We start from the raw sequence: 13,812 nt of genomic DNA on the forward strand, positions 1-13,812 counted from the left end.
GCCACCGACCTGCACGAGCACCCCACCCCCGACCCACACCAGACCCCGTGACCAGCAACTTCAGGTTGAAAAGTACTCACTGAGGATTGACGGATGACGGTTTCTGCCACTGAAGATTGACCGCGCAGGTCAGCGGCCTGCCGGAGCAGCCCCAGAGGCAGGAGATTGGCTTGATCGCCAGCCGAACAGTGGCTGTGATGGCGACTGAAGACGGAAGCTCATCGCCGCGCCGCTGGCTATGTCCGTGAGGGGTGACAGCACTTCGACAGCGGTTCGGGAGGCACTGAACCGCTTGGAGGAGACGGGATTTGCTCACGGGCTTCGACAGCACGGGGGTGGCAGCGTGGGTTTCCGGCGGGTGACCACTGCGTACCCGAGTCGTTGGACCGGGCGGGTAAGTCGAAGTGCTCAGCGGCGCCTCGGTCGTCACGGCCGGGGCGCTGCTGTGTGGCGCGGCTTCCAGCTTCCCGAACCTGCGTGCTTCGGCGTCGTGAGGTCCGGTCTGATACGAGAGATAGGACAGTGGTGTGGCCGAGGAGTCTGGTCCGTGCATCGGTGGTTTGCAGGGCGGCGGCAGTGGCCGGGTCTGGCGGGTGGCCGTGATGGTGGTGGCTGCGGTGCTGGTTGGTTCGGTGACGCCCGCCGCCGCGCAGGGGCGTGCTGGTGATGTCGCCGCGGCGGCGCCCAGGATTGAGGTGTTCAAGGCGCCGGGTGAGCACGTCTTCACTGTTCCGGAGGGTGTCACGCAGGTGAGGGCCACGGTGGTCGGTGGTGGTGGCGGTGGTGGTGGCGGCGGTGCCGGCGGTAACGGTGACCGCCCCGGGACACCCTACGGCTCCTTCGGTGGTGGTGGCGGTGGCGGCGCGGGTGGCAGCGGCGCCGGGGCCGCCGAATGTGTCCTGCCAGTGCGGGCCGGGCAGACCATCGAGATCGTCGTGGGGGAGGGCGGGCGCGGGGGCCCCGGCGGCGGTTACACGCTTGTTGAGGGACTCCGGTGGCAGGGCAACGGCGGTGGTGGGGGCGATCGCGGCGGCTCGTCCTGGGCGTGGGACAAGAAGTCAGGCAACTATGCTCGCGGCTGGGGTGGTTCGGGAGCGTGGGGAGGCGCTGCCGGCCAGGACAGCCAGCGAAATGGCCAGCAAACCGCCCGTGATCTGAGCGGCCACGGCGGTGAAGGCGGTCGAGATCTCCCCGACAGCGGTGGGGAGTCGAAGGGGAAGGGCCTGGACTGTTCTGGATACAAGGGCATGCCGGGAAGGCACGGCGAGCGTGGAAGGGACGGCAGCCAGTCCTACGGGGCCGGCCGTGGAGGTGAGTGGGTAACCGGCGGAAACTCCGGAAATCTGTCGGGCTTGGACGGCTGCGGGACCTCCCAAGGAGTCGGCGGCGTCGGCGAATTCGGAGGGGACGCGGGTTCCTGGAACGCGGACTACGACAACCGCTGGCCGAAGGTGGGCCGGGCCGGAGCGCCCGGCCAGGACGGCTGTGTCGTGCTGCGCTACTGAGAACGTCCGGACCACCCTGCCCGGAGTGTGACACCCGGTGATATCAGGAGTGGGACAACTCCTGGTCCTGGTGCCGACGGGACCGGGGGAGCGCTGCTGCTCGGCGCCGAGCAGCAGCGCGCTGTCGGTCATCCGGTGTGGTGCGGTGGCACGGGAGGACCGCTCTTCCCGACGGTCGCCAGCGGTCTGCCCGGTGCGCTGAGTGGAGCCGGGCCGGGTCCTTGACGGTTCCACTGGCCGACGAGCCGCAGCTACTGAGCAGGTCTCATTCTCACCCGCGCCGGTGCCGCCGACCGGGTGCTGTCCGTTCCCGTGAACATCGACCTCGGCCCCCAGAGAGTGCCTCCCGGAGAACCGAACAACCGCTGTCAGGACTCGTGAACAAAGCCACGCCGCCGACAGTAGTAACGCGCCGACCTGCGGTGATCAATCTTCAGTGGCAGAAAATCGCGTTGGTCAATGTTCAGTGGCAAACGGTCAAGGATCAGTGGCAGAGGACATGGCTGCGGGCGTGGATGGACGGCAGCGGCCCCGGGAACCCAAGCTTGGGTCCCCGGGGCCGTCGTGGGGTGCCTGGCCGGCCGTCAGTGGTCAGCTTTGGGTGGAGGGCTGCTGCTCTGCGGGCTTGCGACGCTTGGTGGCTCGGCTGAGGAGGAGGGCCATCGCGCCCAGACCGAGCGAGCCGCTCGCCCCGAGACTCGCGGTGCTCACCTGTGCGCCGGTGTTGGCCAGGGAGCCGCCCTGGTGGTAGGAGGCCGGCTTTGCGGGCACAGGGTGTTCGTGGTGGGAGTCGCTGTCACCGGGCTGCGAGCCGCTGCTGGCCGTGGCCCGTGCTCGGCACGGTGGAGGGCCGGTGGTGACCGTAGCCGGGGTCCTTGCCGCCCGGGTGGTCGCCCTTGCAGCCGCCGTGGTCCTTGTCCTCGCACGGGGTGCAGGCCACTACGGTGAGGGTGTTGCTGTCCGCGGTGACGTCGGTGCCGTCGGGGGCGGTGCCGGCGACAGTCGCGGTATCCGTGATCTTTCCCGCGTCCACGTCGTCCTCGGAGGTGGTGTAGGTCGCGGTGCAGGTGGTGGAGGCGCCGGGCGCCAGGGTGCTCACCGGGCAGGTCACCTGCGGCGAGCCCGGAGCCGCGTCAGTCACCGCGAGTGAACTCAGTGACGTGTTACCGGTGTTGGTGACGGTGAAGGTGTAGTGCAGGGTCTGGCCGGCCATCGAGAACGCGGTCTCCTCGACCGCCTTGACGATCTTGAGGCCGGCGAACGGCACCGTCACGGTGTTGCTGGTCGAGGTGATGGTCCGGCCGCCGGGGGTGGTGCCCGACACGTGGGCGGTATCGACGACCTTGCCCGCGGCCACGTCCGCGGCGGTGGTGGTGTACATCGCGGTGCAGGTGATGGAGGAGCCCGGTGTCACCGGGCCCGCGGGGCAGGCGACCGTCGGGGTGCCGGGGCCGTTGTCCACCACGCCGATGTTAGTCAGCGGCTGCGCACCGTTGTTCGTCACCGTGTAGGTGTAGTTGATGGTCTGCCCCGCGGCGGTGAACTCGGTCTGGCCGGCGTTCTTGACCACCGAGATGGCCACCAGGGGGGTGGTGACCTGGTTGCTGGTCGCGGTCACGGTCTGGCTGCTGCTGGGGTCGTAGGCGCTGGCGTGGCCCCGGTCCGGGATGTTCTTGGCCGCGACGTCGGCCGCGGTCGTGGTGTACGTGGCCTGGCAGGCCGTGGACTGGCCGGGGGCGAGCTGGTTGGTGCCGCAGCCCGAGATGACGACGCCCGGGGTCACGTCGGTCACGCTCAGGTTGGTCAGCGGGTCCAGGCCGAGGTTGGTGACGGTGTACGTGTAGTGGATCGTCTCGCCCGGGGCCTGGAAGTCGGCCTCAGCGGCCGACTTCGTGATGTTCAGCGACTGCGTGCTGCAGGTCCCGGCGTCCTGTACTGACGACGCGCCGTAGAAGGCGTTGGTAGTCGTGACGACGGTGGTCACGGGCAGCGGACTGGTCGACGGAGCGGTCGGGACCGACGTCAGCTCGTAGATGCCGCCGCTGCTACCGGCGAGGAAGACGTTGCCGCCGGACTGGGCGGCGCCGAACGACTGCGGAATGGTGCCGATCTCGGTGACCGTGTTGTCGGGATGAATGCGGAAGACCGGGGAGCTCGTGTTACTGACCCCCAGCGCGAGGGTGTCGCCACCGGGAAGGATGAGGAAGTCCCCCGCGGAGGCGACCCCGGCCGGGAACGAGGCACTGAACACCGCGCTCACCCCAGTCGCCGGGTCGAGCGTGTAGATCGTGGAGGTGCTGTTCGAGCCGAGCAGCAGCAACCCGCTCGGCAGCGCCGTCAGAGCGTTCAGTCCGCCGATCGTGGCCGCCGGTCCGGTGACCGGCACCGACGCCGTCTCGGTGCCGGTGGTCGGGTTGATGGTGTAGAGGAAGGGCAACACGGCGGAAGTGCCGAAGGTAACCCCGTAGAGGGTGCCGTTGCTGGTGAACGCGATGTCGCCGTAGTCCCGGACCACAGGTACGCTCAGCAGTTGCGTGCCGGTCGGGGAGTACTCGATCAGCATGTCGTTGCCGCCACCGGTGTTCATCCAGATCGGCACCTGCGGACACACGCCCGCCCGGGAGTGCGGCGCATTCCCCCTCACCGCCCGGTCAGAGGGCGCGGCCAGCGCCGACCCTCCTCCCAGAGCAGCCGGCGTACCAACGAGCACCAGTCCGAGCGCCGCGGTGACCACATCGCGCACCCAGGACCGTCTGCTCCGCGTCATGTTGTCTCCATCTCAGTCGTAGGATGAGCAGCCCATCTCGTGCACTCCCTGGACGGAGGCACACACGCCGCTGCTAACTCAGTGTGATGACGTGCGGGCGAAGCGTAACTGGGCGTGGGTTCGAACGAGTGCAGGCACGACGAGACCATGGTGGTCGGCCGTGCTGGCCGGCCAGCACATGGCGGTCACCGGGCTCGGCGGTGTCGCCTAGTTCGACGGTGAGCCGGCGGTGAACGTGATTCCTCCCCCGGATTTATCCGGGGGCTTCCCAGACGTCGCCACGACGTTCAAGCCGTGGCGAAAGCCCGAGGAACTCGAGCGTCCGGTAGTAAAGGGCCTCCGCCAGCCGGGGTGCGAGAGCGGGCGGCGTGAGGTCTCTGGTGCGGCAATCCCGAAGTTCTGTCACGCATAGGTGTCATGGCGATGCTGTGTGCGCATGCTGGTTTGAGCTGCTTCGGCGCTGTCGGTATCGGTGGACCACCTGGTGCCGTCGAGCAGAGCCCTGCGTGGCTGGGCCCGCCCTCCCGTCGACAGTCGGTCCGGCGGACACTGGGAGGCAGGGCGGACCCGACACCCAGCTCCGTCAATCGGAGGAAGGACCTCACCCATGAGCCGCGAACTCTGGAGTTACCACCCGGACTCGAACTACGAACCGGGCCTCAGCTTGACCGGCTACCGGGTCGAGGCCACCGACGGCCACCTCGGCAGGATCGACCAGCAGACCGACGAGGTCGGCTCCGCGTACCTCGTGGTCGACACCGGGCCGCGGACCTTCGGCACCCACGTCCTGCTCCCTGCCGGCACCATCACCCGCATCGACCGCGACGGACGGACCGTCCACGTCGACCGCACCAAGGACGAGATCAGGCAGTCACCCCAGTACGACCCGAGCAAGACACCTGGTGACATCGCCTTCCGCGAGCAGGTCCAGGAGCACTACCAGCGCCAGTAGCCACAGGCGCATCCGACGGGTGGCTTCGTCGTTGTCAGTCCGGTTGCGTCTGGAGGCCGAGCGGCGGCAGGTTGCCGCCGTCCGGCGCCGACTGCCCTCACGGGCAACAGGTGTGCCCGAGCAGCCCTCGCCGGGTGGAGTCCCGTGAGCGAGGGTGGGGTGGCGGAGGTCGCACGGCTCGTCCCGGGCGACTCATCGCCGGCCCGGCGTCCAGCGGTCGACGGTGCCGGGGAGCCGGAGGTCCAGCGGACGATCCTCGTGCTGGACCACGAGACAAAGGACTACACCGACATGATCGAGGAACGACCTCGCTTCCTGCCTGGACGAGGTGATGGGGCCCGCACCGGCAACGCCGGCGCGGCGGTCCACAGTCCCCTGACCTTCACCGTCGAGGAGCTGAACGCGCAGGAGGAGCTGAACGCGCAGCAGGGCACCGAGGTCGAGCTCGGGGACGACAGAGCCGAGCGGACCAAGGTCCCGTACCGGACCCAGCACCGCCCCGACTACCGGCTGGTCCGCGTCTCCCGCGCCTGAACGCCTTCATGAGGCTACTCTGCGGCCTCAACCTGCCAACCCGAGGGGGAAGTCCACTGGGACGGTGTGGACATCCGTGACCTGGAGGCGGACCCGCTCCGGCAGCAGAGCAGCGTTGTGCCGCAGGATCATGCCGAATCCTGACGGGTTGTGCGGATAGCACAAATCTGCGGGCGGCATCCTACCCGCGTTGCCCCCGGGCACCCCGCCGCGGTGCCGGGCTCCGCACGCTTGGGTGATGTCTGCCGCGACGCCCCGGAGCAGGATCTCAGGTGTCGGACGGGGGTCGAAGCGACCGCCCGTCATCATCGAGTGGAAAGGGGTCCAGTGTGTCGTCCGACAGCAGACACGGGCTTCCCCGGGCGGTGGTGTTCGACCACGACGGCGTCATCGTCGACTCCATCACGGCGGACTACGCTGCCTGCGCCCAGGTGTTCCAGGAGTACGGTGCCGCCCTGCCGGCCCAGCACTGGGCGCGCGCGGTGTGTGGCCGCACCGACGGCTACCCGGCCCTCTTCACGGGGCTGGCCGCGCGGACCGGCGACCCGGGCGCCGCCGAGGCCATGCAGCGGCGGCTGGAGCGGCTGTGGGAGGAGAACCTGCGCCCCGAAACCGTCCCACTGGTGCCCGGCCTGGTCGCCCTGCTCGACCGGCTGCGGGAGGCGGGCGTACGGGTCGCCGTCGCCTCCGCCGCCCCCCGGCGGTGGGTCGAGCGCTGCCTGGACCAGCACGGTCTGCGCGGCCGGTTCGAGGTGCTGGTGGGCGGGGACGACGTGGAACTCCGCAAGCCCGCCCCCGACGCCTATCTGGAGGCGGTCCGACGACTCGGCCTGCCCGCCGCGTCGTGCGCGGCCGTGGAGGACTCGCTGACCGGTGTCCACGCCGCGCGCGCGGCCGGTCTGCGAGTCGTCGCCGTGCCCACCGCGCTGACCCGCACGCTCGACTACTCCGCTGCCGACCTGGTGGTCGCCGGCCACCCTGACATCTCGACCGAGCTTCTCGGCCGGCTCTTCGACGAGGGACACCGTGTCGCTGACTGACTATCACGTGCTGCCGGAGCGCAGCGCCCGGACAGCCGCCCTGCGGGCCCAGCTGGTTGACTGTCTCTGTGAGGCCGCCGAGTTGGAGCACTCGCTGTGCCTGCAGTACATGTACACCGCGTTCTCGCTGAAGAACCGCCCGGAGGACGGCGGGGTGGACCAGGTGCAGATCGAGACGATCCGCGAGTGGAAGGGCCAGTTGCTGCTGCTGAGCCGCGAGGAGATGCTCCACCTCGGCCTGGTGCTCAACCTGCTGGCTGCCGTTGGCGCGGCGCCCTACCTGCAGCGCCCCAACTTCCCCCAGCCGGAGCGGTACTACCCGCTGGGGGTGGCCTCCGCGCTCGAGCCGCTGACGCCCGCCACCCTGGAGCGGTACCTGGTGTACGAGCTGCCGACCGCCCTGCTGTCCGAGATCCACCGGGTGCCGCAGCCGGCCGACGGCGGCGGGGAGCGGCTGACCGTCGGCCTGCTGTACGAGCGGATCCGCGGCCTGTTCACCGAACTGGACGAGGAGGAGCTGTTCATCGGCGCCGCCCAGCGCCAGATCGACACCGCCTCCGTGGTCGACCCCGACGGCGTCTTCGAGGGCGACGTCGCCACCGGCTACGGGGCCGAGCCCTTCCCGATCACCGACCGGGCGTCGGCGATGCGGGCGATCGACCTGATCATCGAGCAGGGCGAGGGTGCACCCGAGAACTCCGAGGGCTCGCACTACGGCCGCCTGCTGCGGATCCGCGAGCAGCTCGCGGCGGAGATCGCCGCGGCCGAGGCGGTCGGCCTCGCCTTTGAGCCGTCCCGCGCCGCGCTGACCAACCCGGCCGTCCGCAGGCCGTCCGACGCCGCGGGCGTCGGGCTGATCACCGATCCTCTGGCCCGCGAGGCCGCGGAGGCGTTCAACGCCGGCTACAGCCTGATGGTGCTGATGCTGCTGCGCTTCTTCGGACGCACCGACGACAGCGCCGGCGAGATGGGCAGGCTGCAGGAGGTGGTCTTCTTCCCGCTGATGACCATGTTCATCCGCCCGTTGGGCGAGCTCCTCACCGAGCTGCCCGCCGGTGCGGACGGGGCGGGGCCGCGGGCCGGGGCGCCCTTCGAGTTCAGCCGCGGGCTGCAGCTGATCCCCGAGCGCACCATCGCCCACCGGGTCTTCGGCGAGCGGCTGTTCGACCTCGCCGCGCGCTGCCGCAGGCTCGCCGATCGGATCGGGCGGTCCCCGGCGACCGCACCGGCGGTCCGTAAGCGGATCGCCTTCATAGCCGAGAACGTCGAGCTGATGGCCGGCCGTTTCGCCGAGCAGCTCGCTACCGACACACCGACCACAGTCCAGCCGAATGGAGCGGGATCCCATGGAAACGCGTGACCTGTCACTGGAGTTCGAGGGCTGGTTCATGTGCCGGCTCGCCACCGACCCGGATCCTACCGACGAGCTTCGCGGCGTCAGCGGCAGCACCTTCGCGCTGGCCGGTGAGCCCGACCTGGACCGGATCATCGTGCTGAACGATCCCAATCCGCAGGTGGTGCGCAGCCATATGCCACCGGTTGGCGTGCGGGTGACCCGGGCCACTGCGGCGGGGAGCGAGCTGCCCGCCCTGGTCGGGGCCAAGGTCGACCTGCTGGGCGATCCGATTTTCGAGAATCGCAATTTCGTGCTGACCGTGGCCGGTCGCGAGCCGATCGTCCCCTTCCACCTGGAGATCAGCGCGCCCGGACTGCTGATCGAGCGTGAGATGATCATGTGGGCGGAGGACCCGGACCTCCCGGTGCACCGCATTCCGCGGGCCCGGCTGGAGCGCTTCGGTGGCCTGGCCTTCCGTACCGACCCCGAGCTGGTCCGCTCGGGTACCGGCATCGCCGACCCGCTGGCCAGCCGGGTGGAGCGGCACCGCGACCTGGTCGCGGACCTGGAGCGGGAGGACGACCCGGTGCGCCGGGCCGGCCTGGCCAAGCGGATCCGCGAGTTGGAGATCGCGCTGGCCGACCCGGCCAACGAGCGTGTGGTCAACATGACTGCGATCGAGGAGTTCCACTTCCCGCTGATCGGCAAGGCGGTCGCGGAAGGCGAGCTGCTGGCCGGGCTCGAGCTGGACGGGGAGGAGCCCTGGTCGGTCAAGTTCTGGATGGGCGGCTGGGACGCCGACGTCATGTGCGGCTACTTCAAGGGCGAACTGGACGTGCCGTTGGCCGGCCCTCCGGCCGGACACACCACGACCTGACGGCGAGCCCGTGGTGATCAGCCCTACCCCTTGAGGCTCTGTGCGGAAGGAGCGCGGCCCGGTCCGGGTGGGCGGGCTCAGCCGGCAGCAAGGTCGCACGATACGGGGTACCGCGACACATGACAGGCGGCACACGGACACACGCTGCTTGGAGCAAGGGAGAGACCATGCGCACAATTCGGGGCAGGGACGCGGAGTTCGGCCTGCTCACCGGACTCCTGGAGGAAGCGGCCGCGGGCCGGAGCGCGTTCGCCCTGGTGGAGGGCGGCCCCGGCAGCGGCAAGACCGGACTGCTGACCGAGGTGATGGACGCAGCCCGGGCTCGGGGGTTCGCGGCCGGCCGGGTGACGGCCGATCACCTCGGAGCCCCGGACTTCCCGGTTTCGCTGGGGCTCGATCCGGGCGCGTTGCGGGATCCGGCGGCGCCACCGGCCGAGCTGCTGCGGCGGCTGGGCGAGCAGCTGGGATCGGGTCCGCCCGGGCGACCCGTGCTCGTCGTCCTGGACGACCTGCAGTGGGCAGCCCCGGACACGGTGGTGGCCCTGCGCGAGTTATCCACACGGCAGTTGCCCGCAGCGTTCTTCCTGGCGCGGCAGCCCGGCGGGGGCGGCTGCCGGATGGACCGGCTGTTCTCCGCGCTGGCGGATCACGGGGCGGTCCGCTGTGTGCTCGGCCCGCTGGCCGAGAGCGCGGTGGCGCAGGTCCTTGCCGATGCGCTCGGGGCAGAGCCGTCGGCTGAACTGCTCGACCTCTGCTCGGCAGAGGAGGGAGCACCCGGTGCCTTACTGGACCTGGCGGATGCGCTCCTTGCCACCGGATCCCTGACGGTCGGGCAGGGGCTGGCGACTCCGGTGAGCGGGCCGTTGCCGCCGCAGGTGCGGTCGCTCGTCCTGCGGCCGCTGACCGGGCTCTCGGCCGGGAGCCGCTCCCTGCTGGACGTGGCCGCGGTTGTCGGCAGGTCCTTCGCCCTCGCCGACCTGACGTCCCTGCTCCGGCTGAGCGCACTGGAGTTGCTGCCGGCCGTCCAGGAGCTGGTGTCGTCGGGTCTGCTGGAGAGTACGGGCTGTCGTCTGGGCTTCCGCCGTGAACTGGTCTGGCGGTGTGTCCGCGACGAGCTTCCGCCGCCGGTACGGTCGGCGCTCCTGCGGGACCTGGGCGGGGCGCTGATGCGTGAAGGGGAGTACCTGTCGGCGGCCGAGCGGCTGGCCGAGGCCGTGCAGGCGGGCGAGAGCCGGGCGGTCGAAGACCTCGAGCGTGCCGCCCGGGAGCTGCTGAAGGTCTCACCGCGCCGCGCCGTCGACCTGGCGAGCGAGGCGCTGGACCCGGTGTCCGGTAGCTCCGTCCATTCCCGCCTGCAGGTCATCACCGTCCTCGGCCTGGCTGCCGAGGGGAAGTTGGCCAGGGCGGCGGAGACGGCCAGGGTCGCACTGGCCGGCTCCTGCGACCCGATGTCCGCGGCGGAGCTGCGCCACACCCTGGCCTCCATCGACCTGATGACCGGGGCTCCGTCGTCCGGTGCTTCCGGAGCAGCGGGGACGGCGGACTGGTCGGCACTGCTCTGGCCGGGCCTGACCGCGGCGCACAGTCGCAGGATCGATGCGCTGAGGGCCCGGGCGAGCTACCGCCCCGGTGATCCGGCGGCCGCGGACGCCCAGGCCGAGGCCCTGCGGTCCGCAGGGGAGCCGGAGTCCGTCGTGGCCGCCGGGCTGCTGCGAGGTGTCACCCGCTGGCACAGCGGCCTGGTGGCCGAGGCCCTGACGGAGATCCGGTCGGTCCAGGACTTCGTGGGTCCTGGCTCGGTCGCGGGGTACGTCTGGGACAGCCGACCGATGCTGGCCACCATGCTCATCCAGCTGCGCCGACTCGACGAAGCCGACCTGGTGATCGGTGAACTCTCCAAGGAACTGGCCGACCTGGACCTGCCGGCCTGGAACCCGCTGGTCCTGGCACCGCGTGCGTTGCTGGCGCTCGTGGCCGGTGCCCTGGACGACGCCGACACACACGCGCAGGCGGTACTGGATGCCTACGGGGGCGCCCAGATCGGTGCCGCCGTACTGGTGGCCCTCTCGGTGCAGACCGAGGTCGCGCTGCGCCGGGGCGACCAGCACCAGGTGGCCGAGTGCGCCCGGCGCCTGCGGGCACTGATGGACACGGTCTGCCTCGACGCGGGGGTCGGCCACGGCCTGCTGACACTGCTCAGGGTCGCGCAGGCCCAGGACGGACCGGGTGGGGTCCTGCGGACGCTCGCAGACCTCGGGCAGGGAGCGGAGACGACCCTGCGCGCGGTGTCACTGGCCGGGCCCGCGGTCCCGGCCTGGCTGGTGCGTGCCGCGGAGACCACGGGCGACCATGTGCTCGCCCAACGGATCGTCGCTCTTGCGCAGGAGACGGCCGCGCTCAACCCGGGGGTCAGGATCCTGGCCGATGCCGCCGTCCATGCCGACGCGGTGCTGCGCGGTTCGGTGACGGCGCTGAGGCGCGCCACGGCCGGACATCTCGATCCCTGGGCCCGGACGCAGGCCGAGGAGGACCTGGGCCTGCTGCTGCTCGAGGATGCGCCCCGCACGGGGGGTGACGTCCCGTACGACGACCGGATGGCGGCGGCCGATCACCTCCAGGCCGCACTGCGCGGATACCAGGAGGCCGGATCCGCGCCGGACACGGCCCGGGTCCGCAGTCTGCTGCGCCGACTCGGCGTGCGCAGCAGGCACTGGACCTACGACACCCGCCCGTCCACGGGGTGGGGGAGCCTGACCCCTACCGAGCGCGCCGTGGCGGACCTCGTGGCGACCGGGCTCACCAACAGGGAGGCCGCTCGGCAGATGTTCCTGTCCCCGCACACGGTGAACTTCCATCTCCGGCAGGTCTTTCGGAAGCTCGGCATCGGCTCGCGGGTGGAGCTGGCCCGGATGCACCGGGACGACGAGGACGGGTGAGTCCCTACAGCGCGAGGTCCATCTCGATCGGCCGGTGGTCCGACGCGGCGGGGCCGTTGGCCGGATCAGTTTCGGGGCTGCTGACGACACGGTAGGAGACGACATGGGGGAGCAGCCCCGGAGAGGCCAGGAAGAGGTCGATGCGGCGCGGCGGATCTCCTTCCTGCGGCGCGGCGAACGTGGGTCGCCGGTCGCCGAGATGAGCGGCGACATCGGTGAGGATCGGCGCGTGCGCGCTTCCCAACAGGCGCTCCACCGGCGTCCGATCGGCCTCGGTCCCGCCAGGCAGCACATGGTTGCCGAGCAGATGGGCGGGCAGTGCCGACCAGTCGGGCTCGGGGTCGCCCGGTGGCACCGTGTTGGCGTCCATGGCCAGCACGGTCGGGGTGGTCGGGTCGGCGCCCAGGAAGCCACGCAGCCGGTCGGACTCGATCCCGCGGCTCAGCGGGCTGTACGGGTCCAGGTGCGACACGGTGAACCGGATCGGCTCGGTGCGGCCCGGCAGTCGCAGGACCGCACTGCCGTAGCCGTGCCACTGCGCCAGCTCGTGCCACTGCGCCTCGGACTCCAGCAGGCTCACGTCGTGCCGCCAGAAGATCGCCTGATGGCATCCGGTCTTCGCCTCGAACAGCGCGCCCTCCATGTCGAGGCTCCGCTTGGCATCCTCGAACAGGGCCCGGTCGTCCAGATCCCAGCACCAGCCCTCGGCCGCCATCAGCACGCTGGGCCGGCGCTGCCTGATCAGGTCACGCTGGAGGTTCCACCGCGTGTCGTCACCGGCTTTCCGCTCGAAGCCGACGACGTGCAGGTTCCAGAACATCACCGTGTGGATCGTCGGGTGAATCCCCATACCGTCGATCACCTACCCGATCCCGGTCCCAGGGAGGATCCGCCGAAGGTCGAGCGGAGATCGGCCAGCGCGCGCTGCGCGTACTGCGGGGTCAGCGCGCCGTGCTCGGTTGAGCCGACCGACACGAGCAGCCGGCGCCGGCTCTCGAAGAGCACCGGCAGGATCGGCGACAGCCGTGCGGCGACTCCCTCCCCGGTCGGGGAGTCCGGCACGTCCGTGATGTTGACCTGGGTGAGGGCGGGAAGCACCCGCCGGACGTCGTCGGCCGCGAGCCGGACCGGGGCCACCCCGTCACCCGAACCGTCCAGGACCAGTGCCAGGCGGTTCGGTCGGCCGAGTCGGTCGGCCAACTCCTCGAAGTCACCGCAGGTGCGGATGAACATCCCCGGCGAGAGCTCCAGCGCGAGCATCACGTCCTCGCGTTCGGCGAACTCCAGCACCTTGGAGCAGCTCTCGGTCAGTCGCCTCCAGGCGGTCCGGTCCGACGCCTCGGCGGGAGCCGCGCCGCTGCGGAAGACCACCGCCCCCGCGTCCAGCTCGGCCGCGATGCGGACCGCGCGGAGCAGCAGCCCGACCCGCCGCTCCCGGCCGCTCTCCACTGAGAGCAGGCTCGGCACATCGGCCTGCCATGAGTCCAGCAGGTAGCGGGACACGGCCGTGATCACCACGCCCAGCCCGAGCCGGTCCAGGCGGTTGGACAGCAGCTCCACCTCGTGCTGCAGTTCGTCGACCCAGGGGTCGATGGGCCAGTGGCCGACGGCGAGGGTCACCACGTCGTAGCCGAGGTCAGCGAGGACGGAGAGGGCATCAGGCAGCCGGTGGTCGGCGAGCCCGGCGGCATTGAATCCGAACCGCGGTGCCAGCGGGATATCTCTCATGTCGCCCATACCGCTCCTTTCCCATCCCTTCGCTGAGTCCCAGCAGTCTAGCGGCTGTACAGATAAAGGGTCGCCGCAGTGTCCGGGGGGATTGCCGGGAGCATCAGTGGCCTTGCTACTGCACGTTCGGGTGATAT

11 protein-coding genes are annotated in these 13,812 nt (G+C 70.6%); 7 read left to right on the plus strand and 4 right to left on the minus strand.

The genetic code is table 11. The features are described 5' to 3' along the window. Positions 1-527: 527 nt before the first annotated feature. The gene (locus tag P3T34_RS38570) at positions 528-1,505 is read left to right on the plus strand and encodes a hypothetical protein (RefSeq protein ID WP_280671326.1); all 978 of its coding nucleotides are present in this window, start codon (positions 528-530) and stop codon (positions 1,503-1,505) included. A 591-nt stretch (positions 1,506-2,096) separates the two neighbouring features. On the opposite strand, the gene P3T34_RS38575 is transcribed toward P3T34_RS38570, so the two are convergent. Further along, entirely contained in the window at positions 2,097-2,276 is a 180-nt protein-coding gene (locus P3T34_RS38575) for a hypothetical protein (protein WP_280671328.1), read from the minus strand. A gap of 25 nt (positions 2,277-2,301) precedes the next feature. Beyond that, positions 2,302-4,272 carry a CARDB domain-containing protein gene (locus P3T34_RS38580; RefSeq protein ID WP_280671330.1) on the minus strand — a complete coding sequence of 657 codons (1,971 nt, stop codon included), beginning with the start codon at positions 4,270-4,272 and terminating at the stop codon, positions 2,302-2,304. A gap of 607 nt (positions 4,273-4,879) precedes the next feature. Between P3T34_RS38580 and P3T34_RS38585 the strand changes: the two genes are divergently transcribed. From P3T34_RS38585 to P3T34_RS38610, 6 genes are all read left to right on the plus strand, one after another. Beyond that, positions 4,880-5,224 (plus strand): PRC-barrel domain containing protein, encoded by a 345-nt coding sequence (locus tag P3T34_RS38585; RefSeq protein ID WP_280671331.1) that lies wholly within the window; start codon positions 4,880-4,882, stop codon positions 5,222-5,224. A gap of 144 nt (positions 5,225-5,368) precedes the next feature. After that, positions 5,369-5,758 (plus strand): hypothetical protein, encoded by a 390-nt coding sequence (locus P3T34_RS38590; RefSeq protein ID WP_280671333.1) that lies wholly within the window; start codon positions 5,369-5,371, stop codon positions 5,756-5,758. Positions 5,759-6,087: 329 nt separating this feature from the next. Beyond that, positions 6,088-6,798, plus strand: coding sequence for an HAD-IA family hydrolase (locus tag P3T34_RS38595; protein ID WP_280671335.1), 711 nt, complete (start codon positions 6,088-6,090; stop codon positions 6,796-6,798). Beyond that, positions 6,785-8,158 carry a ferritin-like domain-containing protein gene (locus P3T34_RS38600; RefSeq protein ID WP_280671337.1) on the plus strand — a complete coding sequence of 458 codons (1,374 nt, stop codon included), beginning with the start codon at positions 6,785-6,787 and terminating at the stop codon, positions 8,156-8,158. The genes P3T34_RS38595 and P3T34_RS38600 overlap by 14 nt, the downstream gene beginning before the upstream one ends. Continuing rightward, positions 8,145-9,011: a hypothetical protein gene (locus P3T34_RS38605; RefSeq protein ID WP_280671339.1), complete on the plus strand. Its 867-nt coding sequence runs from the start codon at positions 8,145-8,147 to the stop codon at positions 9,009-9,011. The genes P3T34_RS38600 and P3T34_RS38605 overlap by 14 nt, the downstream gene beginning before the upstream one ends. A gap of 167 nt (positions 9,012-9,178) precedes the next feature. Then, the gene (locus tag P3T34_RS38610; RefSeq protein ID WP_280671340.1) at positions 9,179-11,947 is read left to right on the plus strand and encodes a LuxR C-terminal-related transcriptional regulator; all 2,769 of its coding nucleotides are present in this window, start codon (positions 9,179-9,181) and stop codon (positions 11,945-11,947) included. 4 nt (positions 11,948-11,951) lie between these two features. On the opposite strand, the gene P3T34_RS38615 is transcribed toward P3T34_RS38610, so the two are convergent. Together P3T34_RS38615 and P3T34_RS38620 are read right to left on the minus strand one after the other, a co-directional pair. Beyond that, a complete protein-coding gene (locus tag P3T34_RS38615) occupies positions 11,952-12,797 on the minus strand; it encodes an endonuclease/exonuclease/phosphatase family protein (protein WP_280671342.1) in 846 nt (281 codons plus the stop codon). A gap of 8 nt (positions 12,798-12,805) precedes the next feature. Continuing rightward, positions 12,806-13,675, minus strand: coding sequence for a TIM barrel protein (locus P3T34_RS38620; RefSeq protein ID WP_280671344.1), 870 nt, complete (start codon positions 13,673-13,675; stop codon positions 12,806-12,808). Positions 13,676-13,812 lie beyond the last annotated feature (137 nt).

The sequence above is a fragment of the Kitasatospora sp. MAP12-44 genome (genome assembly GCF_029892095.1).
Classification (GTDB): domain Bacteria; phylum Actinomycetota; class Actinomycetes; order Streptomycetales; family Streptomycetaceae; genus Kitasatospora.